We start from the raw sequence: 25536 nt of genomic DNA, 5'->3' as shown, positions 1-25536 counted from the left end.
TCCTGCTACAGTTATTACGCGTTGTCGCCAAACCAACAGATATTGCGTGCAGCCATGATCAGCTCACCGGCTTGCTCATCGCTAAGCCCTTCAATATCAGCCAGATCGTCAACACCCTGCTCGGCAAGATCTTCCAGCGTACAAACCCCACGCGCGGCCAGTTTAAAGGCCATGCTGCGCTCAAGACCCGGCAGGTTGAGCAAATCGTCGGCCGGTTTGTTGTCGCCCAGGCTTTCTTCTTGTGCCAGGGCCAGCGTGGTCAATGCAGCTTTGGCGCGTTCGCGCAATGCTTCAACCGTATCTTCATCCAGACCGTCGATTTCCAACAGCTCTTTGATCGGCACGTAGGCCAGCTCTTCCAGCGTGGAGAAGCCTTCTTCAACCAGTACGGTGGCGAAATCTTCGTCGATATCAAGATACTTGGTGAAGGTATCAATAGCGGCATGAGCCTCGGCCTGGTGCTTGGCCTGCAGGTCGTCCGCCGTCATCACGTTCAGTTCCCAACGATCGTCACCGCGGTGTTGTTTCAGCAGCTGGGAAGCCAAACGCACGTTTTGGCCGTTACGGCCGATCGCCTGCGCCAGGTTGCTGGCTTCAACGGCGATATCCATGGTGCAGTTATCTTCGTCTACCACGATCGACGCGACGTCGGCCGGCGCCATGGCGTTGATGACGAATTGCGCTGGGTTATCATCCCACAGGATGATGTCGATGCGTTCGCCACCGAGCTCGCTCGACACGGCCTGAACGCGCGCACCGCGCATACCTACGCAGGCGCCGACCGGGTCGATGCGCTTGTCGTTGGTTTTCACTGCAATTTTCGCGCGGGAGCCAGGATCGCGGGCTGCCGCTTTAATTTCAATCACTTCTTCGCCGATTTCCGGCACTTCGATGCGGAACAGTTCTTTCAGCATTTCCGAACTGGAACGGCTGACGAACAGCTGCGCGCCGCGAGCTTCAGGACGCACGGCATACAGTACGCCGCGAATGCGGTCGCCCGGACGGAAGTTTTCGCGCGGCAGCATGTCTTCACGGCCAATCACCGCTTCAGCGTTGTTGCCCAGATCCAGCGCGATGCTGTCACGGTTCACTTTCTTCACCACGCCGGTGACGATCTCACCTTCGTGCTCACGGAAAGCGTCGACCACCATCGCACGCTCGGCTTCGCGCACTTTCTGCACGATAACCTGCTTGGCGGTTTGGGTGGTGATACGGTCGAAGGTCACGGATTCGATCTGATCTTCGACGTAGCCGCCGAGCTCGATGCTCGGGTCTTCAAACTGAGCGGCTTCCAGCGTGATTTCACGCGTTGGCTGAGTCACTTCATCTACGGCGACCCAACGGCGGAAGGTATCGAAATCGCCGGTTCTGCGGTCAATGCTGACGCGCACGTCGATTTCCTGCTCGTATTTTTTCTTGGTTGCGGTGGCTAATGCAGTTTCCAGCGCTTCGAAAATCTTCTCGCGCGGAAGGGATTTTTCATTGGAAACTGCTTCAACAACAGCCAGAATCTCTTTGTTCATCCTAGTTGCCTCTTCCAAACTTTAAAAGTGGGGTACCAGGTTCGCTTTCTGGATGTTGCTCAGCGCGAACACTTCATCTTTCCCTTCCACAGTAACCGTGATCATCTCGCCTTCGACAGACTTGATAATACCCTGCCACTTGCGACGGTTTTGTACCGCCATGCGCAGGACCAGGCTGACTTCTTCACCGAGGAAACGCGTATAGTGCTCTGCGGTGAACATCGGGCGATCAAGGCCAGGAGAGGAGACTTCCAAGTTGTAAGCGACCGTGATTGGATCTTCGACGTCCAATACAGCGCTGACCTGGTGGCTGACATCAGCGCAATCATCAACATTGATGCCGTTATCACTATCAATATAGATGCGGAGCGTCGATTGGCGCGCACGAATGAATTCGATGCCTACAAGCTCAAAGCCCAACGCTTCTACCGGTGCCGAAAGCATCTCTGTTAACTGTTGCTCTAATGTGGACAAGCCCACCCCCAAGACATAAAAAAAGGGCTAAATAGCCCAGTGATTCTGTTGCCAAATAACAAAAAACCCCGAAAAATCGGGGCTTTATGCAACTGGACCCTGTTTGCCGCTAGGCGGCCTCGGTACAACTTTCGAGCAAGTGTCATTTTCAAATGTTGATCGAGAAAAGCGGGTTTCAATCGAAAAGTGTATTTGAAAATAAACACTTAAAGGAAAGTGGTTGCGGGGGCCGGATTTGAACCGACGACCTTCGGGTTATGAGCCCGACGAGCTACCAGGCTGCTCCACCCCGCGTCCGAAAACGTGGCAAATACTACGCCGATAATCGCAAAATTGCAAGTTATCTCTGGGATTTGGTACCGAGGATGGGACTCGAACCCACAAGCCCGTTAGGGCACTACCACCTCAAGGTAGCGTGTCTACCAATTCCACCACCTCGGTACTGATTCTTACTGCTAACGGCCGTTGTTCTTTCGAGTTCACAACCACCGTTTTCAAACTTTGTTGCGGCTTACTGCGGGATATCGCTGCTCGGCTTGGCAGGTGCTGCCGGCGCGGTTGTCTGCTCAGTTTTCACTGGCTGACCCAGGTTTTCCCACTCGCTGCCTTTCTTGCTTTGGTTGCTGCTGAGGTTGCCCAGAATCAGGCTGATGACGAAGAACAGCGTCGCCAGCACAGCAGTCATGCGGGTCATAAAGTTACCGGAACCACTCGAACCGAACAATGTGCCTGATGCACCTGCTCCGAAAGAGGCTCCCATATCAGCGCCTTTACCTTGCTGCAGCATAATCAGAGCAACCAGCCCGATTGAGATCAGCAGGAAAATTACCAGAAGAGCTTCGTACATAGTAGTACCCGTATCCTTGCGGCCTCACCGCATGCCAAATGCTTCACACTCATCAAGCAGGCGTTTTTATAAACTGCCTACTGAAGCGGGTGTGAATACTAACCAAAGCCGCCAACCCGCGCAAGGGCAATTTGCAGCCGTCGGCGCGTTTGCGGAAAAAAACGCCAACAATCGCCTGCTCGGGCTCAGCTTTGCCGAGCCCGGCGGCTAACTGTCTGTTTTAACCTGCGGATTTCACCGCGTCGGCGATGCGATGTGCCAGCGCGGTCACCTGCTGTTCGTCCTCGCCTTCCACCATCACGCGGATCAGCGGTTCGGTGCCCGATTTGCGCAGCAGCACCCGGCCGCGGCCGGCCAGTTCGGCTTCCACCTGCTCGGTGACTTTACGCACCGCGTCGGACTCCAGCGGGTTGTGATCGCCGGCGAAGCGCACGTTGACCAGGATCTGCGGCAGCAGCTTCATGCCGCTGCACAGGTCATGCAGGCTCATGTGGTTGCGCACCATGGCGGTCAGCACCTGCAGCCCGGCCACGATACCGTCGCCGGTGGTGGTTTTGTCCAGCAGGATCACATGGCCGGAGTTTTCCGCACCGATGCGCCAGCCCAGCTCCTGCAGCTTCTCCAGCACGTAGCGGTCGCCCACTTTGGCGCGAGCGAACGGAATGCCCAGCTGTTTCAGCGCCAGTTCCAGGCCCATATTGCTCATCAGGGTGCCGACCGCGCCGCCGCGCAGCTGGCCCTGACGCAGGCCTTCACGGGCGATAATGTACAGGATCTGATCGCCGTCCACCTTGTTGCCCAGGTGGTCCACCATCATCACGCGATCGCCGTCGCCGTCAAACGCCAAGCCCACGTGCGCTTTTTCCTTCAGTACGCGCTCCTGCAGCTGACGCACGTCGGTGGCACCGCATTTTTCGTTGATGTTCATGCCGTCCGGCTCAACGCCGATGGCGATCACCGTGGCGCCCAGCTCGCGCAGCACGCTCGGCGCGATGTGGTAAGTCGCCCCGTTGGCGCAGTCGACCACGATTTTCAGCCCCTTCAGGCTCAGCTCGCTCGGGAAGGTGCCTTTGCAGAATTCGATGTAGCGGCCGGCAGCGTCGATGATGCGGCTGGCTTTACCCAGCTCGGCGGACTCGACGCAGGTCAGCGGTTTTTCCATCTCGGCTTCGATCGCTTCTTCGACGTTGTCCGGCAGCTTGGCGCCGTCGATCGAGAAGAACTTGATGCCGTTGTCATAAAACGGGTTATGCGACGCGGAGATGACGATGCCGGCTTCGGCGCGGAAGGTGCGCGTCAGATAAGCCACCGCCGGGGTGGGCATCGGCCCGGTGAAGGAGGCGGACAATCCTGCGGCCGCCAGGCCGGCTTCCAGAGCGGACTCCAGCATATAACCGGAGATGCGCGTGTCCTTACCGATGATGATCTTGCGCGAACCGTGACGCGCCAGTACTTTACCCGCCGCCCAGCCCAGCTTCAGCACGAAGTCCGGCGTGATGGGGCTGTCCCCAACCTTGCCACGGATGCCGTCGGTGCCAAAATATTTGCGCTCGCTCATGTCTTTACTGTCCCTTAGCTGAAAGTGTTGCCTCGACGACACGCATCGCCTCGACGGTTTCTTTAACGTCATGCACTCTGACAATCTGCGCGCCCTGCATCGCTGCGATCACCGCGCAGGCCACGCTGCCGATAACCCGTTGATCCGGTGGCACGTTCAGCAGTTGTCCTATCATCGATTTGCGCGACATGCCGACCAGCAGCGGCAAACCGAAACGATGAAACTCCGACAACCGGGCCAGAAGCTGATAGTTGTGCGCCAAATTTTTACCGAAACCGAAGCCTGGGTCGAGCAGCAATTTCTGATTTGTTATCCCCACCTCGTTGCAGCGCCGAATATGGTGCTCGAAAAACGCCTGAACGTCAGCGATCAGATCGTCGTAGTGCGGCGCCTGCTGCATAGTGCGCGGCTGCCCTTGCATGTGCATCAGGCAAATCGGCAGGCCGCTTTCCGCCGCCGCCGCGAGAGCACCTGGCTCCTGCAGCGAGCGAATGTCGTTGATCAGGTGTGCGCCGGCGTGTGCCGATTCGCGGATCACGCCCGCTTTCGAGGTATCGACCGAGATGAAGACTTCGAAGCGCTGCGCCAGCGCTTCCACTACCGGCACGACCCGTTCCAATTCTTCCTCTTCACTCACCTCCGCCGCCCCCGGCCGGGTCGATTCACCGCCGATGTCGATCATCGTGGCACCGGCCGAAATCAGCGCATGCGCGTGCAGCAGCGCCTGGTTCAGTGTGTTGTGGCGGCCGCCGTCGGAAAACGAATCCGGCGTCACGTTGAGGATACCCATCACCTGCGGATGGGAGAGGTTGAGCGTCATGTCGCGCACGGTTAACTGCATGGTTGGTCCACCTTACTGTTGCCTGGTTCACTGCCCGCCGGGCAAAAAAAAACCCCGGCGTACCGGGGTTTGATGTTATTACACAGCCGCTGTTACTTGTCGAGCTGTTCGGACATGGTGTTGCCCGGCGTTGGGGTGCGCGGCTCATCTACCGGCGTCGGGGCTTTCGGGGTGCCGCCGTTGTCGGAACTGTTACCTTTGTTCGCATCGTCCCAGCCCGCCGGCGGACGCACGTCTTTGCGGTTCATCAGATCGTCGATCTGCGGCGCATCGATGGTTTCGTACTTCATCAGCGCATCCTTCATCGAGTGCAGGATGTCCATGTTTTCCATCAACAGCGAGCGAGCACGCGTGTAGTTACGCTCGATCAGCGACTTCACTTCCTGGTCGATGATGCGCGCGGTTTCATCCGACATGTGCTTCGCCTTGGCCACGGAACGGCCCAGGAACACTTCACCCTCTTCTTCCGCATACAGCAGCGGCCCCAGCTTCTCGGAGAAGCCCCACTGGGTCACCATGTTGCGGGCGATGGAGGTCGCCACTTTGATGTCGTTCGACGCACCGGTAGAGACTTTTTCCGGCCCGTAGATGATCTCTTCCGCCAGACGACCGCCGTACAGGGTGGAGATTTGGCTCTCCAGCTTCTGACGGCTGGCGCTGATCGCATCCCCTTCAGGCAGGAAGAAGGTCACGCCGAGCGCACGGCCACGAGGAATGATCGTCACCTTGTGTACCGGATCGTGTTCAGGAACCAGGCGGCCAATGATGGCGTGGCCCGCTTCGTGATACGCGGTCGACTCTTTCTGCGCTTCGGTCATCACCATGGAGCGACGTTCCGCACCCATCATGATCTTGTCTTTGGCTTTCTCGAACTCCACCATCGACACCACGCGCTTGTTGCCGCGGGCGGCGAACAGCGCCGCTTCGTTGACCAGGTTAGCCAGATCGGCACCGGAGAAGCCCGGCGTACCGCGCGCAATGACGGAGGCGTCGATATCGGCAGCCAACGGCACGCGGCGCATGTGCACCTTCAGGATCTGCTCACGGCCGCGCACATCCGGCAGCCCGACCACGACCTGACGGTCGAAGCGGCCCGGACGCAGCAGCGCAGGGTCAAGCACGTCCGGACGGTTGGTGGCCGCGATGACGATGATGCCTTCGTTGCCTTCAAAACCGTCCATCTCAACCAGCATCTGGTTCAGAGTCTGTTCGCGCTCATCGTGACCACCGCCCAGGCCGGCGCCACGCTGGCGACCGACGGCGTCGATTTCATCGATGAAGATGATGCACGGCGCGGCTTTCTTCGCTTGTTCGAACATGTCGCGCACGCGGGATGCACCCACACCGACGAACATTTCGACGAAGTCGGAACCGGAAATGGTGAAGAACGGCACCTTCGCCTCGCCGGCGATCGCTTTCGCCAACAGCGTTTTACCGGTCCCCGGCGGGCCAACCATCAGCACGCCTTTCGGGATCTTGCCGCCCAATTTCTGGAAACGGCTCGGCTCGCGCAGGTATTCCACCAGTTCACTCACCTCTTCTTTCGCTTCGTCACAACCGGCGACATCGGCGAAAGTGGTCTTGATCTGGTCTTCCGTCAGCATGCGGGCCTTGCTCTTGCCGAAGGACATCGCGCCCTTACCGCCGCCGCCCTGCATTTGCCGCATAAAGAAGATCCAGACCCCGATCAGCAACAGCATCGGGAACCAAGAGATAAAGATAGAAGCCAGCAGGCTCGGCTCTTCAGGCGGCTCGCCGACCACTTTCACATTCTTCGTTAACAACGTATCCAGCAACTTAGGATCGTTGACAGGGATGTAGGTCGTGTATTTGTTACTGTCTTTCTTGGTAACGTTAATTTCACGTCCGTTGATTCGCGCTTCGCGAACCTGGTCCTGGGTCAGTTCGGACATGAAGGTAGAGTAATCCACCCTACGGCCATTCGACTCGCTGGGCCCAAAGCTCTGGAATACAGACATCAACACTACCGCGATGACTAACCAGAGAATTAGGTTTTTCGCCATGTCACTCAAGGGATTAACCTCATCTTACAACTGTGTTAACAAACAGCGTTAGGGTACTACAGTTTGCGCCCTGTCGCTACAATGTACACTTCGCGCGAACGGGCGCGGGAAGCGTCTGGCTTACGAATCTTAACCTTCGTAAACAGGGAGCGAATTTCCCGTAGGTACTCGTCAAAGCCATCTCCCTGGAACACCTTCACCAGGAAACTTCCGCCTGGTGCGAGGACATCACGACACATATCCAGCGCCAACTCCACCAGATACATCGACCTTGGAATATCGACGGCCGGGGTGCCACTCATATTCGGGGCCATATCGGACATGACCACCTGAACCTTACTCTCGCCTACTCGTTCCAACAGCGCCTTCAGCACCAGTTCATCACGAAAATCGCCCTGAAGGAAATCGACGCCAACGATAGGATCCATTGGCAAAATATCACAGGCGATGATGCGCCCGGTACCGCCGATTTGGGTGACCACATACTGCGACCAGCCACCCGGCGCGGCGCCGAGGTCAACCACGGTCATGCCCGGCTTGAACAGTTTGTCGCTCTGCTGTATTTCATCAAGTTTAAACCAGGCGCGCGAACGCAGTCCTTTTTTCTGCGCCTGCTGTACATATTTATCGCTAAAGTGTTCTTGTAACCAGCGACTGGAGCTAGCCGAACGCTTTTTATTAGCCATCTCGTTTTCCAACTATCATAAAAAGAGTCTTAATGTCAGGTTCGCTGCTCACGTAGACTCACACCGGTGAAGACCGATTTGGTGATATACATGAGATGGCGGTAGAATGTACCGTTTTCAATCCCAACTTAAGCAAAAAAGACAATGAATCTGAATAACAAACAAAAACAGCACCTGAAAGGCCTGGCACATCCGTTAAAACCGGTGGTGATGCTGGGCAATAACGGTCTTACCGAAGGGGTGCTGGCTGAAATTGAACAGGCTCTGGAGCATCATGAGCTGATCAAGGTGAAAATCGCCGCTGAAGATCGCGAAACCAAAACCCTGATCGCCGACGCTATCGTGCGTGAAACGGGCGCCTGCAATGTGCAAGTTATCGGCAGCACGCTCATTCTTTACCGCCCGTCGAAAGAGCGCAAGATCAGTCTACCGCGTTAATAACCATCAGGTTAACGAAAAGGTGCCATGCGCCTGACGAAGATAAAAGGCCGCTTGCGGCCTTTTTCCTATCTTTACAAAACGTTGGCGCATTAATGACCAACGGCCTCGATCAGAGATACTCAACCTTCAGGATCTCATACTCGACGTCGCCGCCAGGGGTTTTGATCACCACCACATCATCTTGCTCTTTGCCGATCAGGCCGCGCGCCATCGGCGAGTTTACCGAAATCAGATTTTTCTTGAAATCGGCCTCATCGTCGCCAACGATGCGGTAAGTCACTTCTTCTTCACTGTCCAGGTTCATCACCGATACGGTGGCACCGAAGATCACCCGGCCGGTGTTCGGCATCTTGGTGATATCGATCACCTGAGCATTGGACAGCTTGGCTTCGATTTCCTGAATGCGGCCTTCGCAGAAACCCTGCTGTTCGCGGGCAGCGTGGTACTCGGCATTCTCTTTCAAATCGCCGTGCTCGCGCGCTTCCGCGATGTCCGCAATGATTTTCGGGCGGCGCACGCTTTTCAGATATTCGAGCTCTTCGCGCAGTTTTTCAGCGCCAAACAAGGTCATCGGAATTTGGTTCATCGTATAAATACCTCTAAATCTTTCCTGTTCAAATAACCGTCATCCTGACGTATTCGTATGAAAACACGGTTGGCATACTGCCACCCGCCTCCAGGCGACAAACAAAAGAAACCTGACTCGGAACGGGGCCCAAGCCAAGATCGGTTTTGCATTTTGATACGCATTTTAGCCTAGAGTTCCTTGAGGGTCATCGTTTACTTTTTCCCTGATTGCACCGTAGTATGACGGCACGTTATCCAGCTGTTATCCCGAGATTATGCGTTTTTCACGAATTGTCAGTGCATTGGCTTGCGCATTTGTTCTGAATGCGAATGCGGCCCCGGTTGAAGAGTACACACAATATCTGCCTGATGGGGCCAACCTTGCCCTGGTCGTTCAGAAGATCGGCGCCGGCGCGCCGACGATCGATTACCACTCTCAGCAGATGGCGCTGCCGGCCAGTACCCAAAAAGTGCTGACGGCGCTGGCTGCGCTATTGCAACTCGGGCCCGATTACCGTTTCACCACCACGCTGGAGAGCCAGGGCGATATTCGCGACGGCGTGCTGCGCGGCAACCTGATCGCCCGCTTCAGCGGCGATCCGACCTTCAAACGCCAGAGCCTGCGCAATATGGTGGCCGTCCTGAAGAAACAGGGCGTGCGCCAAATCAGCGGCGACGTGCTGGTCGATACTTCGGTCTTCGCCAGCCATGACAAAGCGCCCGGCTGGCCGTGGAACGATCTGACGCAGTGCTTCAGCGCGCCGCCGGCCGCCGCCATCGTCGATCGCAACTGTTTCTCGGTCTCGCTCTACAGCGCGCCAAACCCGGGCGACATGGCGTTTATCCGCGTCGCCTCCTATTATCCGGTCAATATGTTTAGCCAGGTGCGCACCCTGGCGCGCGGCTCCGCTGACGCGCAGTACTGCGAACTGGACGTGGTGCCGGGCGAGCTGAACCGCTTTACCCTGACCGGCTGCCTGACGCAGCGCAGCGAACCGCTGCCGTTGGCCTTCGCCATCCAGGACGGTGCCAGCTACGCGGGCGCCATCCTGAAAGACGAGCTGACGCAGGCCGGCATCCAGATCGACGGGCATTTGAAACGCCAGACGCGCCCCGGCATCACCGGCACGGTGATCGCGCAAACCCAGTCGGCGCCGCTGCACGATCTGCTGAAGATCATGCTGAAGAAATCGGACAATATGATCGCCGATACCGTCTTCCGCACCATCGGCCACGAACGCTTCGGCGTGCCGGGCACCTGGCGAGCCGGTTCCGATGCGGTACGGCAGGTGCTGCGCCAGAAGGCCGGCATCGATCTGGGCAATACCATCATCGCCGACGGTTCCGGCCTGTCGCGCCACAACCTGCTGGCGCCGGCGACCATGATGCAGGCGTTGCAGTACATCGCGCAGCATGACAACGAGCTGAACTTCATCTCGATGCTGCCGCTGTCCGGCTATGACGGTACCTTGCGCTACCGCGGCGGCCTGCACGAAGCCGGCGTCGACGGCAAAGTGTCGGCCAAGACCGGCGCGCTGCAGGGCGTGTACAACCTGGCGGGCTTCATCACCACCGCCAGCGGCCAGCGCATGGCCTTCGTGCAGTATCTTTCCGGCTACGCCGTACCGCCGGAAGATCAGAAACAGCGCCGCGCACCGCTGGTACGCTTCGAAAGCCGCCTGTATCGGGATATTTACCAAAACAACTGAGGATCGTCATGAAGCTGTTGGTCGTTGAGGATGATGAACTGCTGCAACAGGGGCTGGCGCTGGCGCTGACCGGCGAAGGCTACGTCTGCGACTGTGCCGCCACGGCGGCGGAGGCCAACAGCCTGCTCATCACCAGCCAATACAGCATGGTGATCCTGGATCTCGGCCTGCCGGACATGGACGGCGCCGCGCTGCTGCGGCAGTGGCGCCGCCAGCAGATCGATCTGCCGGTGCTGATCCTGACCGCCCGCGACGCCCTGGAAGATCGCGTCGACGGGCTGGACGCCGGCGCCGACGACTACCTGGTCAAACCCTTCGCGCTGGTCGAGCTGCAGGCACGCGTGCGCGCCCTCCTGCGGCGCTACCAGGGCCACAGCGACAATCTGATGCAGGTGGATGACCTGCAGCTGAACCTCTCCAGCCAGCAGGTCTACCTGCAACAGCAGCCGGTGGAGGTCACGCCGAAAGAGTTCGCCATTCTGGCGCGTCTGATCATGCGTGCCGGCCAAACGGTCAACCGCGAACTCCTGCAGCAAGATCTCTACACCTGGCAGGATGACTTGGGCTCCAACACGCTGGAAGTGCATATCCACAACCTGCGCCGCAAGCTGGGCAAGGATCGCATCCGCACCGTGCGCGGCATCGGCTACCGTCTGGAACCTTCGTCATGATCAGCATGCGCCGCCGCCTGCTGCTGATGCTGGCGCTGATCCTGCTGGTCACGCAGCTCATCAGCGCCTTCTGGCTGTGGCACGAAAGCCAGGAACAAATCAGCTTTCTGGTGGACGAAACCTTGTCCGCCAAAGTGCGCAGCGAGCGCGTCGATACCGAGATCGCCGAGGCCATCGCGTCGCTGCTGGCGCCGTCGCTGATCATGATGATCGTCACGCTGCTGGCGTCGTTCTGGGCCATCAGCTGGATCACCCGCCCGCTCAACCAATTGCAACAGCGGCTGGAAAAGCGCTCTGCCGATAACCTGACGCCGCTGCCGATCAACAGCGACAGCCTGGAGATGGTGGCGGTCACCAATGCGCTCAATCAGCTGTTCTCACGGCTGGACAACACCATCCAGCAGGAGCGCCTGTTCACCGCCGACGCGGCCCACGAGCTGCGCACGCCGCTGGCCGGCATTCGCCTGCATCTGGAACTGATGGAGAAACAGGGCGTCAAAGGCAGCCAGGCGCTGATCGCCCGCATCGATCAGCTGATGCACACCGTTGAGCAACTGCTGATGCTGTCACGCGCCGGGCAAGACTTCGCCAGCGGTCATTACCAGCATTTCGATTGGGTGGCCGATGTGATTCAGCCGCTGCAGGAAGAACTCGGCGAAATGACCGCCCAACGCGCGCAGACGCTGGACTGGCAATTGCCGGCCACCGCCGCGGTGAACGGCGATCCGGTGCTGCTGCGGCTGCTGCTGCGCAACCTGGTTGAAAATGCCCACCGTTACGGCCCGGAAGGCAGCGCGATACAGGTGCGGTTAACGCCGCAGGACAACGGCTATCTGCTGCAGGTCATCGACGATGGCCCGGGGATCAAGGAAGAGATGGTCGGGGAGCTGACGCAGGCATTTCGCCGCATGGATCAACGCTACGGCGGCAGCGGACTGGGCTTGAATATCGTGATCCGCATCGTGCAGTTGCACCAGGGGCGTTTGACGCTGGAAAACCGCCGCGATGCCCGCGGCTTGAACGCCCAGTGCTGGCTGCCGGAAAAGGCCCTCAAATAATAAGGGCCCAGCGTTGCTGGGCCCTTTATCACCGAATTACTTCTGGTAGATGATTTCGACGCCTTCGTCGTCGTCTTCATCCCAGTCGTCATCCCAGTCATCTTCCGCTTCGGCTTCCACTTCCGCGATTTGCTCGCGGTGGTAGTCATCCCACATGAATTCGACTTTTTCCGGCGCGCTTTCTTCGATCGCCATCGCTTTCGGCTGGGTATTGATAAAGTTCATCACGTCCCAGCACAGCGCGTTGACGCCTTCGCGGTTGGCGGCGGAGATCATGTAGTACTTCCCTTCCCAGCCCATGCCTTCCACAATCGCCTTGGCGCGTTCAGCGGCTTCTTCCTCACCAATCACATCAATTTTGTTGAACACCAGCCAGCGTGGCTTCTGCGCCAGATTTTCGCTGTATTGGTTCAACTCGTTGATGATGACCTTGGCGTTTTCCACCGGATCGGATTCGTCGATCGGCGCGATGTCCACCAGGTGCAGCAGCACGCGGCAACGTTCCAGGTGTTTCAGGAAGCGAATGCCCAGGCCTGCGCCTTCGGATGCGCCCTCGATCAGCCCCGGAATGTCGGCGACCACAAAGCTCTGCTCGTGGTCCATGCGCACCACGCCCAGGCTCGGCACCAGCGTGGTAAACGGATAGTCGGCCACCTTCGGCTTGGCGGCGGACACCGCGCGGATGAAGGTCGATTTGCCGGCGTTCGGCAGGCCCAGCATGCCCACATCGGCCAGCAGCAACAGTTCCAGCAGCAGGTCGCGCGCTTCGCCGGCGGTACCCAGCGTCTTCTGACGCGGCGCACGGTTGACCGAAGATTTGAAACGGGTGTTGCCCAAACCGTGCCAGCCGCCCTTGGCGACCATCAGCTTTTGCTCGTGGCGGGTCATGTCGCCGAGGATCTCGCCGGTGCCCTGATCCTTCACGCGCGTGCCGACCGGCACCTTGATGATGACGTCTTTACCGCGTTTACCGGTACAGTCGCGGCTCTGGCCATTCTGGCCGCGCTCGGCGCGGAAAGACTTCTCAAAACGGTAGTCGATCAGGGTGTTGAGGTTCTCGTCCGCCAGCAGGTAGACGTCGCCGCCGTCGCCGCCGTCACCGCCGTCAGGCCCACCGTTGGGGATATATTTTTCGCGGCGGAAGCTGACGCATCCGTTGCCGCCGTCGCCTGCAACGACCAGAATCGCTGCTTCATCTACAAACTTCATTTACCGTCTCCGTAAATCATTCACCGGGCTGCTTCAAAGGAGCAACCAGGGGGGGTTCTGCCCGTCGCGGCCACCACCGGTGACCAATTGCGGAAAACATGGCGCCCGCCACGACCACAAACGCGCCAACATAGCCGACGACATTCAACGTCGGCGCGGCGAATGCCTGGGGCCAGGCCAACGCCAATAAATCTGAAAACAGCAGGGTAAACAGCGGGGTCAGCGTCACCAACGCGCTCACCTGCGCCGCCTGCCAGCGCGCCATCGCCTCTGCCAACGCACCGTAGCCGATCAGCGTGTTGGCGCCGCAAAACAGCAGGCACGCCAATTGCCAGCCGCTAAGCTGGAAAATCACCTCGGGTTTGGCCAGAGGGAACAACGCTATCGCACATAAAGTGTACAACACAACCAGGATCTGCGGCGAAGCCAGCCGTCGCAGCAATACCTTCTGCGCCACGCCGTAACTCACCCAAACCATCGCCGCACATACGCCCAGCATAACGCCCAGCGTGTAGTCCGTCAGCCGGGTGAAGATCTCTATCAGACTGACGTTGAAAAACAGCATCAACCCGCCGATCAGCATCAGAGCGCCAATGACCTGGGTGATACGCATGCGTTCTTTTAAAATCAGCACGCTGGCGAACATCATGCCCACCGGCGACAGCTGGCCAATCACCTGCGACGCCGTCGGGCTCAGGTATTGCAGCGAGGAGCTGAAGAACACAAAGTTGCCCAGCAGCCCCGCCGTCGCGATCGCCAACAGCAGCAGCCAGCGCGGCTGGCGGAACATCGTCAGCGGCGGCAGCTTGCCGCGCACCGCGAGGATCGCGCCCAAACCGATGGCGGCCATGGTAAAGCGATACCAGACGACGGTAAACGGCTCCATCACCGTCAACACTTCTTTCATCGCGATCGGCAACGCGCCCCAGCAAACCGCCGTGGTTAACGCCAGGGAAATACCAACGCCGACCTGCTGCTTCGTATCCATATCACCTTCGCCAACGCTGAGAGGCCAACCCCCAGGCAGCCCATAAATGTAAAAAGCCCCGCAACGAATTGCGGGGCTTACATCTATTTCGTAAGGCTCGAAAAATTATTCAGCTTCGATGCTGATGAATTTACGATTGCTCGGGCCTTTAACTTCGAATTTGACTTTACCGTCTTTCAAAGCAAACAGAGTGTGGTCTTTGCCGCAACCCACGTTGGTACCAGCGTGGAATTTGGTGCCGCGCTGACGAACGATGATGCTGCCTGCCAGTACTGCTTCGCCGCCAAAGCGTTTTACGCCCAGACGTTTAGCTTCTGAATCGCGACCGTTACGAGTCGAGCCGCCAGCCTTTTTGTGTGCCATTAATCCGCTCTCCTAACTTAAGCGCTGATGCCGGTGATTTTAACGTCAGTGAACCACTGACGGTGGCCCTGCTGCTTACGGTGGTGCTTACGACGACGAAACTTAACAATCTTAATTTTCTCGCCACGACCGTGAGCAACGACTTCAGCTTTGATCTTGCCGCCATCGACGAAAGGAACGCCGATTTTGATATCTTCGCCATTAGCGATCATCAGAATCTGGTCAAACTCAACCGCTTCACCAGTTGCGATGTCCAGCTTTTCCAAGCGAACGGTCTGACCTTCGCTTACTCGGTGTTGTTTACCACCACTTTGGAAAACCGCGTACATATAAAACTCCGCTTTCCGCGTGCCCGACTGTGTTAGTTCAGAGCGCGCTATAAATATTCACAATAGGGCGCGAATTCTACGCAAAAAAGCAGCGCATGACAAGAGCAGAATAAGACCAGAAGGAGAAAAAAGAAGAAAAAAAGCGCAGTTTCTTTCGTGGCGTTTATCTGAACCGTTTTTCAAGTACAATCATAGGGACAGTTACCGCCATGTACCGATGTGAGCAGCGATCTCAACGCGGTGAAGAGAAACACAGCTGAAAAAAACACAATGAACCTAGATCAAATTACCGAGTTAACCGCGCAAGATATGGCGGCCGTGAACGCAACAATTCTCGAACAGCTGAATTCCGATGTCACGCTCATCAATCAGCTTGGCTATTACATTATCAGCGGTGGCGGTAAGCGCATCCGGCCGATGATCGCCGTCTTGGCGGCGCGCGCGTTGGGCTATGAAGGCAACAAGCACGTCACCGTCGCCGCCCTGATCGAATTCATTCATACCGCCACGCTGCTGCATGACGACGTCGTCGACGAATCGGACATGCGCCGCGGCAAAGCCACCGCCAACGCGGCGTTCGGCAACGCCGCCAGCGTGCTGGTCGGCGACTTTATCTATACCCGCGCCTTCCAGATGATGACCAGCCTGGAATCCCTGCGCGTGCTGGCGCTGATGTCGGAGGCGGTCAACGTCATCGCCGAAGGCGAAGTGCTGCAGTTGATGAACGTGCACGATCCCGACATCAGCGAAGAAAGCTATATGCGGGTGATCTACAGCAAAACCGCCCGCCTGTTCGAGGCGGCAGCGCAATCGTCGGCGATCCTGTCCGGTGCCAGCGCCGAACAAGAGCAGGCGCTGCAAGACTATGGCCGCTACCTCGGCACCGCTTTCCAGCTGATCGACGATCTGCTCGACTACAGTGCCGACGGCAGCACCCTGGGCAAAAACACCGGCGACGATCTGAACGAAGGGAAACCGACCCTGCCGCTGCTGCACGCGATGCACAACGGCGACGACGTGCAGCGTGACATGATCCGCGGTGCGATTGAGCAAGGCAATGGCCGTCATCTGTTAGAGCCGGTACTGCAGGCAATGCAACAATGCGGTTCGCTGGAGTACACCCGCAAACGCGCCGAGGAAGAAGCCGACAAGGCGATCGCCGCGCTGCAGGTCTTGCCGGCATCGGAGCACCGTACGGCGCTGGAGGGCCTGGCCCATCTGGCGGTGCAACGCGACTTTTAAGAAATAAATATTTCTTAAAATCCATCAGGCCCGCGTATGCGGGCCTGTCTAGCTATTGCTCTCTTCGTCGATGCGCGCCAACAGGCCACCGATCCCTTCCCGCATCAGGAAAGCCACCATTTTCTCGCGCTCGCTCTCCGTCAAATGGTAGTAATACTCGATCCAGACCGCCAACGGATCCTGACGCTCTACGTCATATACCGCCCCATCCTCCTTCAGCACCAGCAGGTTACGCACGTTTGAAGGCAGGCTGTCGATATGGTACTCCAACGCTTTTCCCTGCACGCCTTTACGCCTGCGGCTGATCCAGCCTTCGCGCCGGGCCATCAGATTAATTCCCTGTGGTGAGGAAGGTAATCCTGCGATGCCTGTCAGTTCCTTGGCGGCAAACCACTCGTTTTTCATGGCCATCATCTCTGGGCAATAGTGGGCAACGTCATTTTTGGAAATTACTTGGGTATTTTTTTGGAAATTTAATGGTATTCTGGTTTCTGAATAAACGATTCACGTCGTGCAAACGCCTAACCTTGACCCGTTAGTTATACCACTAACGCAACTTTGGCTAATCAGAAAAGGAATGTAAACATGAATTCAAGGAACCCAGATTGGCATCCGGCAGATATCATCGCGGCGCTCCGCAAGCAGGGCACCACGCTGGCGGCAGTGTCGCGCAAGGCCGGATTAAGCTCATCAACGCTGGCCAACGCGCTGTCGCGCCCGTGGCCAAAGGGGGAGTGGCTGATCGCCGAAGCGATAGGCATCCACCCTTCGGAGATCTGGCCAAGCCGCTATTACGATCCGCGCAGCGATTGCCTGCTGGATCGCAAGGCACGCATCAAATCGTGAACGCGGGGCAAAAAAAACCGCCGGAACAGCGTCCGGCGGCGTTTATCGGCTGACTATCGGCAACGATCAGTTATTGATGAACTTCTCGCCCAGCTCGATATCTTTGTGCAGCACGTCCAGCATCTCGTTCAGCGCTTTCTGCTCGAAGGCGCTCAGGGTGCCGATATCTTTGCGCTCTTCAACGCCGTTTTTGCCCAGTACCAGCGGCTGTGCGAAGAAGCGAGCGTATTTGCCGTCGCCTTCAACGTAAGCGCATTCCACTACGCCTTTCTCGCCCTGCAGCGCACGCACCAGAGACAGACCGAAACGTGCGGCCGCCTGGCCCATGGACAGCGTTGCAGACCCGCCGCCGGCTTTGGCTTCCACCACTTCGGTGCCGGCGTTCTGAATGCGTTTAGTCAGATCCGCCACTTCCTGATCGGTGAAGCTCACGCCAGGGATCTGCGACAGCAGAGGCAGGATGGTCACGCCAGAGTGGCCGCCGATGACCGGCACGTTCAGCTCTTCCGGCTGCTTGCCTTTCAGCTCGGCCACGAAGGTGTTGGAACGGATGATATCCAGCGAAGTCACGCCGAACAGTTTGTTCTTGTCGTAAACGCCGGCTTTTTTCAGCACTTCCGCCGCGATGGCGACCGTGGTGTTAACCGGGTTGGTGATGATGCCGATGCAGGCTTTCGGGCAGGTTTTCGCCACTTGCTCAATCAGGTTACGCACGATGCCGGCGTTAACGTTGAACAGGTCAGAACGATCCATGCCCGGCTTACGGGCCACGCCGGCGGAAATCAGCACCACGTCCGCACCGTGCAGAGCCGGGGTCGCGTCTTCGCCGCTGAAGCCTTTGATTTTAACTGCGGTTGGGATGTGGCTTAAGTCGACGGCAACGCCTGGGGTAACGGGGGCAATGTCGTAGAGAGAGAGTTCAGAACCTGAAGGAAGCTGGGTTTTGAGTAGAAGGGCGAGGGCCTGGCCGATACCGCCAGCAGCACCGAGAACTGCAACTTTCATCCTATACTCCTTTATTATCTTAAATATATAAAGCGCCGTGAATGTGTTGGTTACGGACCTTAAGTTATTACACCTTTAAAAACAATAAATTAGCCAATTCTTGCCTGCAGGTGTAATAAAACGGCCGCTGTCGCGCCCATTTTAGATTAAATCGCTTACGCATGAAGGGCATAGCGCACATTAATCAAAAATAGTGCGAGGTTATTCACGAGCAAGTTAACCGGCCGTTACATTACACCCTTACGCAACATCAGAACAACATCATTTTAATAACATTTTATTTACCACCGCAGGCCGATTTTCCGTCGTCAAAAGGGCATATTCATCGCTGCCGGATTTTGTTAAAATGCCGTCCTTTCCTCGCCGCCCGGTCATGTTTATTTTCTTTGGGTCGGCCTTTGTTGCATAAAAATTCATCTATATGCATAATCATGACTTCCACTATCAACATTCCACGGTGCAAAATGCGTAATCCCGCAAAACAGGAAGATCTGATCAAGACGTTCAAAGCGTTATTGAAAGAAGAAAAATTCAGTTCTCAAGGCGAGATCGTTTTGGCGCTGCAAGAAGAAGGCTTCGAAAACATTAACCAATCCAAAGTATCGCGCATGCTGACCAAGTTCGGCGCGGTACGTACGCGCAATGCCAAAATGGAAATGGTGTATTGCCTTCCTGCCGAACTCGGCGTGCCGACCACCACCAGCCCGTTGAAGAATCTGGTGCTGGACGTCGACCATAACGACGCCGTCGTGGTGATCCACACCAGCCCGGGCGCCGCGCAGCTGATCGCTCGCCTGCTCGACTCATTGGGTAAATCCCAGGGCATCCTCGGCACGATTGCCGGCGACGATACGATTTTCGTCACCCCGTCCAACGGCTTTACCGCTCAGAAACTGCATGAAGCTATTTTGGGCGTGTTCGAGCAAGAGCTGTGAAACCTGGCGCTAACAAAGTGCGGCTGCAGCCTGCACTTTGTTAGCGCTTCTTTAACAACCCCCGCGTTACCTTCCCTGCCTTCAACCGCGTTTAACACTGCGTTTTTATCCCTCAGCAACACATTTCCATGACATCTCCATGTAACCAGCAGTACCCACTGTGATCTTCCGCACTTTTGGTCAAAAGCACTTACCTCATTGAAATTACATAAATTTAGCATCAAAAGATCGTTTTATGAGCGTTTTTTATTCCTTATGGTTATAAAAAATAAGGATCATGTGGTTAAAGTTTCACTAGAAACTGTTAGCGGACTATTAATTTTTCTCGTTACTAGCTGTATACTCATTTTCGTGAACTGAATCACAGTTCGTTGGAACTGATAAAAGAATACGATGAGGTGAGATGATGAAAATTAAAACTACCGTTGCAACCCTGAGCGTTCTGTCCATGCTTTCATTTGGTGCATTTGCAGCACAATCTGTTGACGCAACTCAGGCCGCAAAACTGCAGCCGGCCGGTGTGATCACCGTGAGCGGCGTTGCCGCTGCGCCTTCCGACATTCGCCAGGCGCTGTCCGACAAAGCTGACGCCAAAGGGGCGACCGCTTACCGCGTGATCGAAGCCCGCAATGACGGCAACTTCCACGCGACCGCTGAAATCTACAAATAAGTACCGGCATTACCCGGCAACGGGCAATACATCTCTGGAATCAAACGCTGTCGTAACGGCCTTCAAGAATAAAAATCGCTGCCAAGCCCTTCCAGGCTGTTATGACCAAGGACCGCTATCATGAACATGAAAACTACTGTTGCTGCACTCGGCCTGCTGTCTGTCATCTCCTTCGGCGCTTCTGCCGCCCAGCTGGTGACTAACGATCAGACCGCCAACCTGCAATCTATCGGCACCATTACCGTCAGCGGCATCGACGGCGCGCCGACCGACATTCGCCAGGCGTTATCTGAGAAAGCCGACGCGAAAGGCGCGACCGCCTACCGCGTGATCGAAGCGCGTAATGAAGGCAACTACCACGCCACCGCCGAGATTTACAAATAACAACTCTGGGAACGGCTTTGCAGAGCTGATTACCCTCGTCACTGCCACTGCCGAGTTCTGACGCAAACGCCGATTTCCCAGAGACCCTCTCGTCGTCCTATCCGACGAACCCCGTTGCCCTCGCTCGCGAGGGCTTTTTTATGGCGTAAAAGTAAAAAAGGCCGCGAATGCGACCCTTGATGTGACTGATGCAGCTGAGCGATCAGTAGGTGACTTTCGGTTCCTGCTTTTTCGCCAGCGCGTCCAGCAGACGATCGTGAATGCCGCCGAAGCCGCCGTTGCTCATCACCAGAATGTGATCGCCCGGCTGTGCGGTTTTCACCACCATGTCCACCAGCGTGTCGAGATCCGCGCTCCAGTGCGCCGGCTGCACGCAGGCATCCGCCACTTCCGCCACCTGCCACGGAATGTGGTGCGGCTGGAACAGGAACACTTCGTCGGCGCGGCCGAGCGAAGGCGCCAGATCGTTTTTGCTGATGCCCATTTTCATGGTGTTGGAGCGCGGTTCCAGCACCGCCAGAATGCGCGCCGTGCCGCCGACCTTGCCGCGCAACGCGGCCAGAGTGGCGAGGATCGCCGTCGGATGGTGTGCAAAGTCGTCGTAAACCGTGACGCCGTTGGCTTCGCCACGCAGTTCCAGACGGCGGCGGGCGTTGATGAAATCGCCCAACGCGCGGCAGGCGTCCGCCGGCTGTACGCCAACATGACGGGTGGCGGCGATGGCCATCAGACCGTTATGCATGTTGTGCTCGCCCACCAGCGCCCAGTTCACTTCGCCGACCTGTTCGCCGTCGAGGAACACCGCGTAATGGCTGGCATCCGGCGTCAACTTCTGTGCACGCCAGGTGCCCTCTTCCCCCACCAGCTCCTGCTCGCTCCAGCAGCCCATCGCCATCACCTGCTTCAGGTGGCTATCGTTGTCCGGCAGGATGATCTTGCCTTTGCCCGGCACCAGGCGCACCAGGTGGTGGAACTGTTTCTGGATGGCTTTCAGATCGTCGAATATATCGGCGTGATCGAACTCCAGGTTATTCATGATCAGCGTGCGCGGGCTGTAATGCACGAATTTGGAGCGCTTGTCGAAGAACGCGCAGTCATACTCGTCGGCCTCGATCACAAAGAACGGGCTGCCGCCTAGGCGAGCCGAAACGTCGAAGTTGCCGGGCACGCCGCCGATGACGAAGCCGGGCTGGTAGCCGCAGGCCTCGAGGATCCAGGTCGCCATGCCGGCGGTGGTGGTTTTGCCGTGGGTGCCTGCAACCGCCAGTACCCAGCGATCGCGCAACACGGCGTCGTGCAGCCACTGTGGGCCGGAAACGTAAGGGATGCCACGCTCCAGCACCGCCTCCACGCACGGGTTGCCGCGCGTCATGGCGTTGCCGATGATCACCAGATCCGGCGCCGGATCCAGCTGGGCTGGATCATAACCCTGAATAAGATCGATCCCCTGGTTCTCCAGCAGCGTGCTCATCGGCGGATAGACGTTGGCGTCCGAACCGGTGACGTCATGCCCCAGTGAGCGCGCCAGCATCGCCAACCCGCCCATAAAGGTGCCACAGATCCCAAGAATGTGAATGCGCATAGGTTTCTCATGTGAGTGCATCGAATGTCGGCATATTCTAACGCTCAGAATCGTCCAGAAGAAATGGATTTGCCTATGAATGGCGCGCATCTTTGGGCTACACTGCACGCGAAAACGTTGGCGGTTTGTTAACAGGCCGCTATCCATCCGTAGATTCAGGGATTGTGTCATGAAAACGTTAGGCGAATTTATCGTCGAGAAACAGCACGACTTCTCTCACGCCACCGGCGAGCTGACCGCGTTACTTTCTGCAATTAAACTGGGCGCCAAAATCATTCACCGCGACATCAACAAGGCCGGCCTGGTTGATATTCTGGGAACCAGCGGGGTGTCCAACGTACAGGGCGAAGTTCAGATGAAACTGGACCTGTACGCGAACGAAAAACTGAAAGCGGCGTTGAAAGCGCGTGGTGAAGTTGCGGGTATCGCTTCCGAAGAAGAAGATGAAATCGTGATATTCGACGGCGAGCGAGCTGAAAATGCCAAATATGTCGTTTTGATGGATCCGTTGGACGGTTCGTCCAACATCGATGTCAACGTCTCGGTCGGTACGATTTTCTCTATCTACCGTCGCATCACGCCGGTCGGCACGCCGGTGACCGAAGAAGACTTCCTGCAGCCGGGCAGCGCCCAGGTCGCAGCGGGTTATGTGGTTTACGGTTCGTCCACCATGCTGGTGTACACCACCGGTTACGGCGTCCACGCCTTTACTTACGACCCGTCTCTGGGCGTATTCTGCCTCTCCCACGAGAAAGTGCGCTTCCCGGCGAGCGGCAACATGTATTCCATCAACGAAGGCAACTACATCAAGTTCCCTCTCGGCGTGAAGAAATACATCAAGTACTGCCAGGAGCAGGATGAAGCGACGCAGCGCCCTTATACCTCGCGCTACATCGGTTCTCTGGTGGCGGATTTCCACCGCAACCTGCTGAAAGGCGGCATCTACATCTACCCAAGCACCGCCAGCCACCCGCAAGGCAAGCTGCGTCTGCTGTACGAATGCAACCCGATGGCGTTCTTGGCCGAACAGGCCGGCGGTAAGGCCAGCGACGGCAAAAACCGCATTCTGGACATCACGCCGGTGAAACTGCACCAGCGCGCGCCATTCTTCGTCGGCACCAAGTCGATGGTAGAAGACGCAGAACGTTTCATCGCCGAAAACCCGGACGAGTAACGCGTTCTTTGCAAGGGTTCGGCGCCGCGCCGAACCCTTATCGCCTTACAGCTTGAACACCGCCATGCTCTGCGCCAGCAGCTGAGCCTGATCTTCCAGCGAGCGCGTCGCCGCCGCCGACTCTTCCACCAGTGCCGCATTCTGCTGCGCCACCTGATCCATCTGCGCCACCGCCAGGTTCACCTGTTCGATGCCGCTGCTTTGTTCGCGCGTCGCCGCCGAGATCTCACGCATCAGCGCCGTGACCCGGCCCACTTCGCCGGTGATGCCGCTCATGGTCTGCGCCGCCGACTCCACCATCTGCTCGCCTTCCTGCACCCGGTTTTGCGACGCTTCGATCAACCCTTTGATCTCTTTCGCCGACTGGGCGCTGCGCTGCGCCAGATTGCGCACTTCGCCGGCCACCACCGCGAAACCGCGGCCCTGTTCGCCAGCACGCGCCGCCTCTACCGCCGCGTTCAACGCCAGGATATTGGTCTGGAAGGCGATGCCGTCCATCACGCTGATGATGTCGGCGATGCGGCGCGAGCTGTCGGTGATCGCCTGCATCTTGCTCATCACCTGGCTGACCACATCGCTGCCCTGGTTGGCGATATCGGACACGCTCAGCGCCAGTTGGTTGGCCTGCTCGCAGTTCTCGGCGTTCATTTTCACCGTCGAGGTCAGCTGTTCCATGCTGGCGGCGGTCTCTTCCAGCGAAGCGGCCGATTCTTCGGTGCGCTGCGCCAGGTGCAGGTTGCCGGCCGCCAGTTCGCGTGAACCGGTGTCGATCTGGCTGCTGGCGTCACGCACTTTGCTGACCGAACTGGCCAGCGCCTGCTGCATGCGCTGCATCGCCCGCACCAGGCGGCCCATCTCGGTATCGCCCTCGCCGCGGATCTCATGGGTCAGATCGCCGCCGGCGATGTGTTCCAGCTGCGCGATGGACTCGTCCAGCGGGCGCAGAATGATCACCCGTAGCGCGAACCAGGCCAGCACCGCCAGCAGCACGCTCAGCAGGCCCGCCACCACGATCAGCGAGATCTTGGTGCTGGCGTTGTTTTCCGCGTCATACACCTGCTGCGCGCCAAGCTTCATCGCGAAGCTGCGGAAATCGGTGAGATCCTTTTCGAACGCGATGCTCAGCGCGGAGATGCGCGTTTCCTGAATGTGATAATACTCATCGATCTTGCCGGCCTTGATGGCGGCGGCCATCGGCTTCACGCCCTGCTCCAGATAGGCGCGGTAGCTGTTTTGCAGGCGGTTGGAGAGTTCACGGCCGCGATCGGTCACGGTGCCAACGCCGACAAAGCGCGCCATTTCCTTGTTCGACTGCTCGAGGTAACCGTAGATGCGGCCCACGGTGGCGTCGGAGACATCGACCTGGCCGATCTCCCGTTGGCGCACCGCCAGCGAAGCGGCGGTTCGGGCGCGCAGCGTCAGGTTGGAGCTGTTGGCCAGCGAGCCCAGCTCTTCGCCGAGGATCTGGTTAAGGGTATGGATCGAACGCGATCCTTCGTTAATCGCGTTGACGCCAATAACGCTGACCATGATCAGCAGCATGGTCATCAGGCTCAGCAGGGCGATCAGCCCAGCCTTCACCGTAATCTTTTTTAGCATGAGTTCTTCCCGGCTTCAGAATAGTGAGATCAGACGTAGTAGGGGTGGCAAAACGCGGAGCCAGCTTTGCCGGCTCATTATTGTTTGTTGAAGTTATCGGCAGGCGAAGGCAAAACTTCATGCTGCGGCGGGATTAATCTGGAAATTCTCCGTGCGCCGGCACGCAGGGTTTTCAACGATGAAAAGGGCAGGAAATCGCAAAAGAGTCCGCTATAATAGCCGCCACTCCATTTCTGGTTTGATGATTAAAGGAAACCGACATGAGCTTGAATCTGGTCCCTGCTGGCAAAGACCTGCCGGAAGACATCTACGTAGTAATCGAAATCCCGGCCAACGCCGATCCAATCAAATACGAAATCGACAAAGAAACCGGCGCGCTGTTCGTTGACCGTTTCATGTCCACCGCGATGTTCTACCCGTGCAACTACGGCTACATCAACCACACCCTGTCTCTGGACGGTGACCCGGTTGACGTGCTGGTCCCAACCCCATACCCGCTGCAGCCGGGCTCCGTGATCCGCTGCCGTCCGGTTGGCGTGCTGAAGATGACCGACGAAGCCGGTGAAGACGCCAAGCTGGTTGCGGTACCGCACAGCAAGCTGACCAAAGAGTACGATCACGTGAAAGACGTGAACGACCTGCCGGAACTGCTGAAAGCCCAGATCGCTCACTTCTTCGAGCACTACAAAGATCTGGAAAAAGGCAAATGGGTGAAAGTGGAAGGCTGGGCAGACGCTGCCGCGGCTAAAGCGGAAATCATCGCCTCCTTCGAACGCGCTGCCAAGAAGTAATGCCAGCCGCCGTCCGATGA

General features: G+C 57.5%; 27 protein-coding genes and 2 tRNA genes. 11 read left to right on the top strand and 18 right to left on the bottom strand.

Annotation, left to right across the window (positions count from 1 at the left end):
* Positions 1–14: 14 nt before the first annotated feature.
* The 9 genes from nusA to rlmE all read right to left on the bottom strand — a co-directional run bounded on the left by nusA (position 15) and on the right by rlmE (position 7953).
* On the bottom strand, positions 15–1523 hold the full coding sequence (nusA, locus tag HMPREF3138_RS14010) for a transcription termination factor NusA (protein WP_019453340.1): 1509 nt from the start codon (positions 1521–1523) through the stop codon (positions 15–17).
* Between the two features lie 21 nt (positions 1524–1544).
* Positions 1545–1997, bottom strand: coding sequence for a ribosome maturation factor RimP (rimP, locus tag HMPREF3138_RS14005; RefSeq protein WP_028127574.1), 453 nt, complete (start codon positions 1995–1997; stop codon positions 1545–1547).
* Between the two features lie 217 nt (positions 1998–2214).
* A tRNA-Met gene (locus tag HMPREF3138_RS14000) sits at positions 2215–2291 on the bottom strand.
* Between the two features lie 60 nt (positions 2292–2351).
* Positions 2352–2438: transfer RNA gene (locus tag HMPREF3138_RS13995), tRNA-Leu, on the bottom strand.
* A 70-nt stretch (positions 2439–2508) separates the two neighbouring features.
* Positions 2509–2844, bottom strand: coding sequence for a preprotein translocase subunit SecG (gene secG, locus HMPREF3138_RS13990; RefSeq protein ID WP_004933519.1), 336 nt, complete (start codon positions 2842–2844; stop codon positions 2509–2511).
* A 220-nt stretch (positions 2845–3064) separates the two neighbouring features.
* A complete protein-coding gene (gene glmM, locus HMPREF3138_RS13985; RefSeq protein ID WP_038879137.1) occupies positions 3065–4402 on the bottom strand; it encodes a phosphoglucosamine mutase in 1338 nt (445 codons plus the stop codon).
* Positions 4403–4406: 4 nt separating this feature from the next.
* A complete protein-coding gene (gene folP, locus HMPREF3138_RS13980; RefSeq protein WP_038879140.1) occupies positions 4407–5243 on the bottom strand; it encodes a dihydropteroate synthase in 837 nt (278 codons plus the stop codon).
* Positions 5244–5335: 92 nt separating this feature from the next.
* Entirely contained in the window at positions 5336–7267 is a 1932-nt protein-coding gene (gene ftsH / locus HMPREF3138_RS13975) for an ATP-dependent zinc metalloprotease FtsH (RefSeq protein ID WP_004933529.1), read from the bottom strand.
* A 56-nt stretch (positions 7268–7323) separates the two neighbouring features.
* Positions 7324–7953, bottom strand: coding sequence for a 23S rRNA (uridine(2552)-2'-O)-methyltransferase RlmE (gene rlmE, locus HMPREF3138_RS13970; protein WP_004933533.1), 630 nt, complete (start codon positions 7951–7953; stop codon positions 7324–7326).
* A 144-nt stretch (positions 7954–8097) separates the two neighbouring features.
* Here rlmE and yhbY point away from each other — a divergent pair, with 144 nt between their 5' ends.
* Complete coding sequence (yhbY, locus tag HMPREF3138_RS13965; protein ID WP_004933536.1) at positions 8098–8391, top strand: ribosome assembly RNA-binding protein YhbY; 294 nt, start codon at positions 8098–8100, stop codon at positions 8389–8391.
* 112 nt (positions 8392–8503) lie between these two features.
* Here yhbY and greA read toward each other — a convergent pair whose 3' ends face one another.
* Positions 8504–8980, bottom strand: coding sequence for a transcription elongation factor GreA (gene greA / locus HMPREF3138_RS13960; protein ID WP_004933539.1), 477 nt, complete (start codon positions 8978–8980; stop codon positions 8504–8506).
* Between the two features lie 256 nt (positions 8981–9236).
* Between greA and dacB the strand changes: the two genes are divergently transcribed.
* The 3 genes from dacB to pmrB are packed head-to-tail and all read left to right on the top strand — an operon-like array spanning position 9237 to position 12399.
* Positions 9237–10670 (top strand): serine-type D-Ala-D-Ala carboxypeptidase, encoded by a 1434-nt coding sequence (dacB, locus tag HMPREF3138_RS13955; protein WP_025305050.1) that lies wholly within the window; start codon positions 9237–9239, stop codon positions 10668–10670.
* An 8-nt stretch (positions 10671–10678) separates the two neighbouring features.
* The gene (gene pmrA / locus HMPREF3138_RS13950; RefSeq protein ID WP_019453348.1) at positions 10679–11341 is read left to right on the top strand and encodes a two-component system response regulator PmrA; all 663 of its coding nucleotides are present in this window, start codon (positions 10679–10681) and stop codon (positions 11339–11341) included.
* Positions 11338–12399, top strand: coding sequence for a two-component system sensor histidine kinase PmrB (pmrB, locus tag HMPREF3138_RS13945; protein WP_038879144.1), 1062 nt, complete (start codon positions 11338–11340; stop codon positions 12397–12399). Before pmrA ends, pmrB begins: the two co-directional genes overlap by 4 nt.
* Before the next feature lie 36 nt (positions 12400–12435).
* On the opposite strand, the gene cgtA is transcribed toward pmrB, so the two are convergent.
* The 4 genes from cgtA to rplU all read right to left on the bottom strand — a co-directional run bounded on the left by cgtA (position 12436) and on the right by rplU (position 15288).
* Positions 12436–13608, bottom strand: coding sequence for an Obg family GTPase CgtA (cgtA, locus tag HMPREF3138_RS13940; protein ID WP_004933553.1), 1173 nt, complete (start codon positions 13606–13608; stop codon positions 12436–12438).
* Positions 13609–13624: 16 nt separating this feature from the next.
* A complete protein-coding gene (locus HMPREF3138_RS13935; protein WP_038879146.1) occupies positions 13625–14596 on the bottom strand; it encodes a DMT family transporter in 972 nt (323 codons plus the stop codon).
* 105 nt (positions 14597–14701) lie between these two features.
* Positions 14702–14959, bottom strand: coding sequence for a 50S ribosomal protein L27 (rpmA, locus tag HMPREF3138_RS13930; RefSeq protein WP_004933559.1), 258 nt, complete (start codon positions 14957–14959; stop codon positions 14702–14704).
* Between the two features lie 17 nt (positions 14960–14976).
* The gene (gene rplU / locus HMPREF3138_RS13925) at positions 14977–15288 is read right to left on the bottom strand and encodes a 50S ribosomal protein L21 (RefSeq protein ID WP_004933561.1); all 312 of its coding nucleotides are present in this window, start codon (positions 15286–15288) and stop codon (positions 14977–14979) included.
* A gap of 270 nt (positions 15289–15558) precedes the next feature.
* On the opposite strand from rplU, the gene ispB reads away from it, so the two are divergent.
* On the top strand, positions 15559–16530 hold the full coding sequence (ispB, locus tag HMPREF3138_RS13920) for an octaprenyl diphosphate synthase (RefSeq protein ID WP_038879150.1): 972 nt from the start codon (positions 15559–15561) through the stop codon (positions 16528–16530).
* 48 nt (positions 16531–16578) lie between these two features.
* Here ispB and HMPREF3138_RS13915 read toward each other — a convergent pair whose 3' ends face one another.
* Positions 16579–16935: a DNA-binding protein gene (locus HMPREF3138_RS13915; protein WP_038879765.1), complete on the bottom strand. Its 357-nt coding sequence runs from the start codon at positions 16933–16935 to the stop codon at positions 16579–16581.
* Positions 16936–17115: 180 nt separating this feature from the next.
* On the opposite strand from HMPREF3138_RS13915, the gene HMPREF3138_RS13910 reads away from it, so the two are divergent.
* Positions 17116–17376 carry a helix-turn-helix domain-containing protein gene (locus HMPREF3138_RS13910; RefSeq protein WP_038879152.1) on the top strand — a complete coding sequence of 87 codons (261 nt, stop codon included), beginning with the start codon at positions 17116–17118 and terminating at the stop codon, positions 17374–17376.
* A 66-nt stretch (positions 17377–17442) separates the two neighbouring features.
* Here the strand turns inward: HMPREF3138_RS13910 and mdh are convergent, their stop codons facing one another.
* Positions 17443–18381 carry a malate dehydrogenase gene (gene mdh / locus HMPREF3138_RS13905; RefSeq protein ID WP_004933569.1) on the bottom strand — a complete coding sequence of 313 codons (939 nt, stop codon included), beginning with the start codon at positions 18379–18381 and terminating at the stop codon, positions 17443–17445.
* Positions 18382–18845: 464 nt separating this feature from the next.
* Here mdh and argR point away from each other — a divergent pair, with 464 nt between their 5' ends.
* From argR to yhcN (HMPREF3138_RS13890), 3 genes are all read left to right on the top strand, one after another.
* On the top strand, positions 18846–19316 hold the full coding sequence (gene argR / locus HMPREF3138_RS13900) for a transcriptional regulator ArgR (protein ID WP_004933572.1): 471 nt from the start codon (positions 18846–18848) through the stop codon (positions 19314–19316).
* Positions 19317–19722: 406 nt separating this feature from the next.
* Positions 19723–19986 (top strand): peroxide/acid stress response protein YhcN, encoded by a 264-nt coding sequence (gene yhcN, locus HMPREF3138_RS13895; RefSeq protein WP_038879766.1) that lies wholly within the window; start codon positions 19723–19725, stop codon positions 19984–19986.
* 120 nt (positions 19987–20106) lie between these two features.
* Positions 20107–20370 carry a peroxide/acid stress response protein YhcN gene (gene yhcN, locus HMPREF3138_RS13890; protein WP_004933578.1) on the top strand — a complete coding sequence of 88 codons (264 nt, stop codon included), beginning with the start codon at positions 20107–20109 and terminating at the stop codon, positions 20368–20370.
* Between the two features lie 202 nt (positions 20371–20572).
* Here yhcN (HMPREF3138_RS13890) and mpl read toward each other — a convergent pair whose 3' ends face one another.
* A complete protein-coding gene (mpl, locus tag HMPREF3138_RS13885; protein WP_033636810.1) occupies positions 20573–21952 on the bottom strand; it encodes a UDP-N-acetylmuramate:L-alanyl-gamma-D-glutamyl-meso-diaminopimelate ligase in 1380 nt (459 codons plus the stop codon).
* Between the two features lie 169 nt (positions 21953–22121).
* On the opposite strand from mpl, the gene fbp reads away from it, so the two are divergent.
* Positions 22122–23126 (top strand): class 1 fructose-bisphosphatase, encoded by a 1005-nt coding sequence (gene fbp, locus HMPREF3138_RS13880; protein ID WP_004933587.1) that lies wholly within the window; start codon positions 22122–22124, stop codon positions 23124–23126.
* A gap of 45 nt (positions 23127–23171) precedes the next feature.
* On the opposite strand, the gene HMPREF3138_RS13875 is transcribed toward fbp, so the two are convergent.
* Entirely contained in the window at positions 23172–24725 is a 1554-nt protein-coding gene (locus tag HMPREF3138_RS13875; protein ID WP_038879153.1) for a methyl-accepting chemotaxis protein, read from the bottom strand.
* A gap of 260 nt (positions 24726–24985) precedes the next feature.
* Here HMPREF3138_RS13875 and ppa point away from each other — a divergent pair, with 260 nt between their 5' ends.
* Positions 24986–25516 carry an inorganic diphosphatase gene (gene ppa / locus HMPREF3138_RS13870; protein ID WP_004933594.1) on the top strand — a complete coding sequence of 177 codons (531 nt, stop codon included), beginning with the start codon at positions 24986–24988 and terminating at the stop codon, positions 25514–25516.
* Positions 25517–25536: the final 20 nt, after the last annotated feature.

Origin of the sequence: Serratia sp. HMSC15F11 (assembly GCF_001808215.1) — a bacterium.
GTDB classification, from domain to species: domain Bacteria; phylum Pseudomonadota; class Gammaproteobacteria; order Enterobacterales; family Enterobacteriaceae; genus Serratia; species Serratia nevei.
This window is presented reverse-complemented; position numbering and strand designations above follow the sequence as displayed.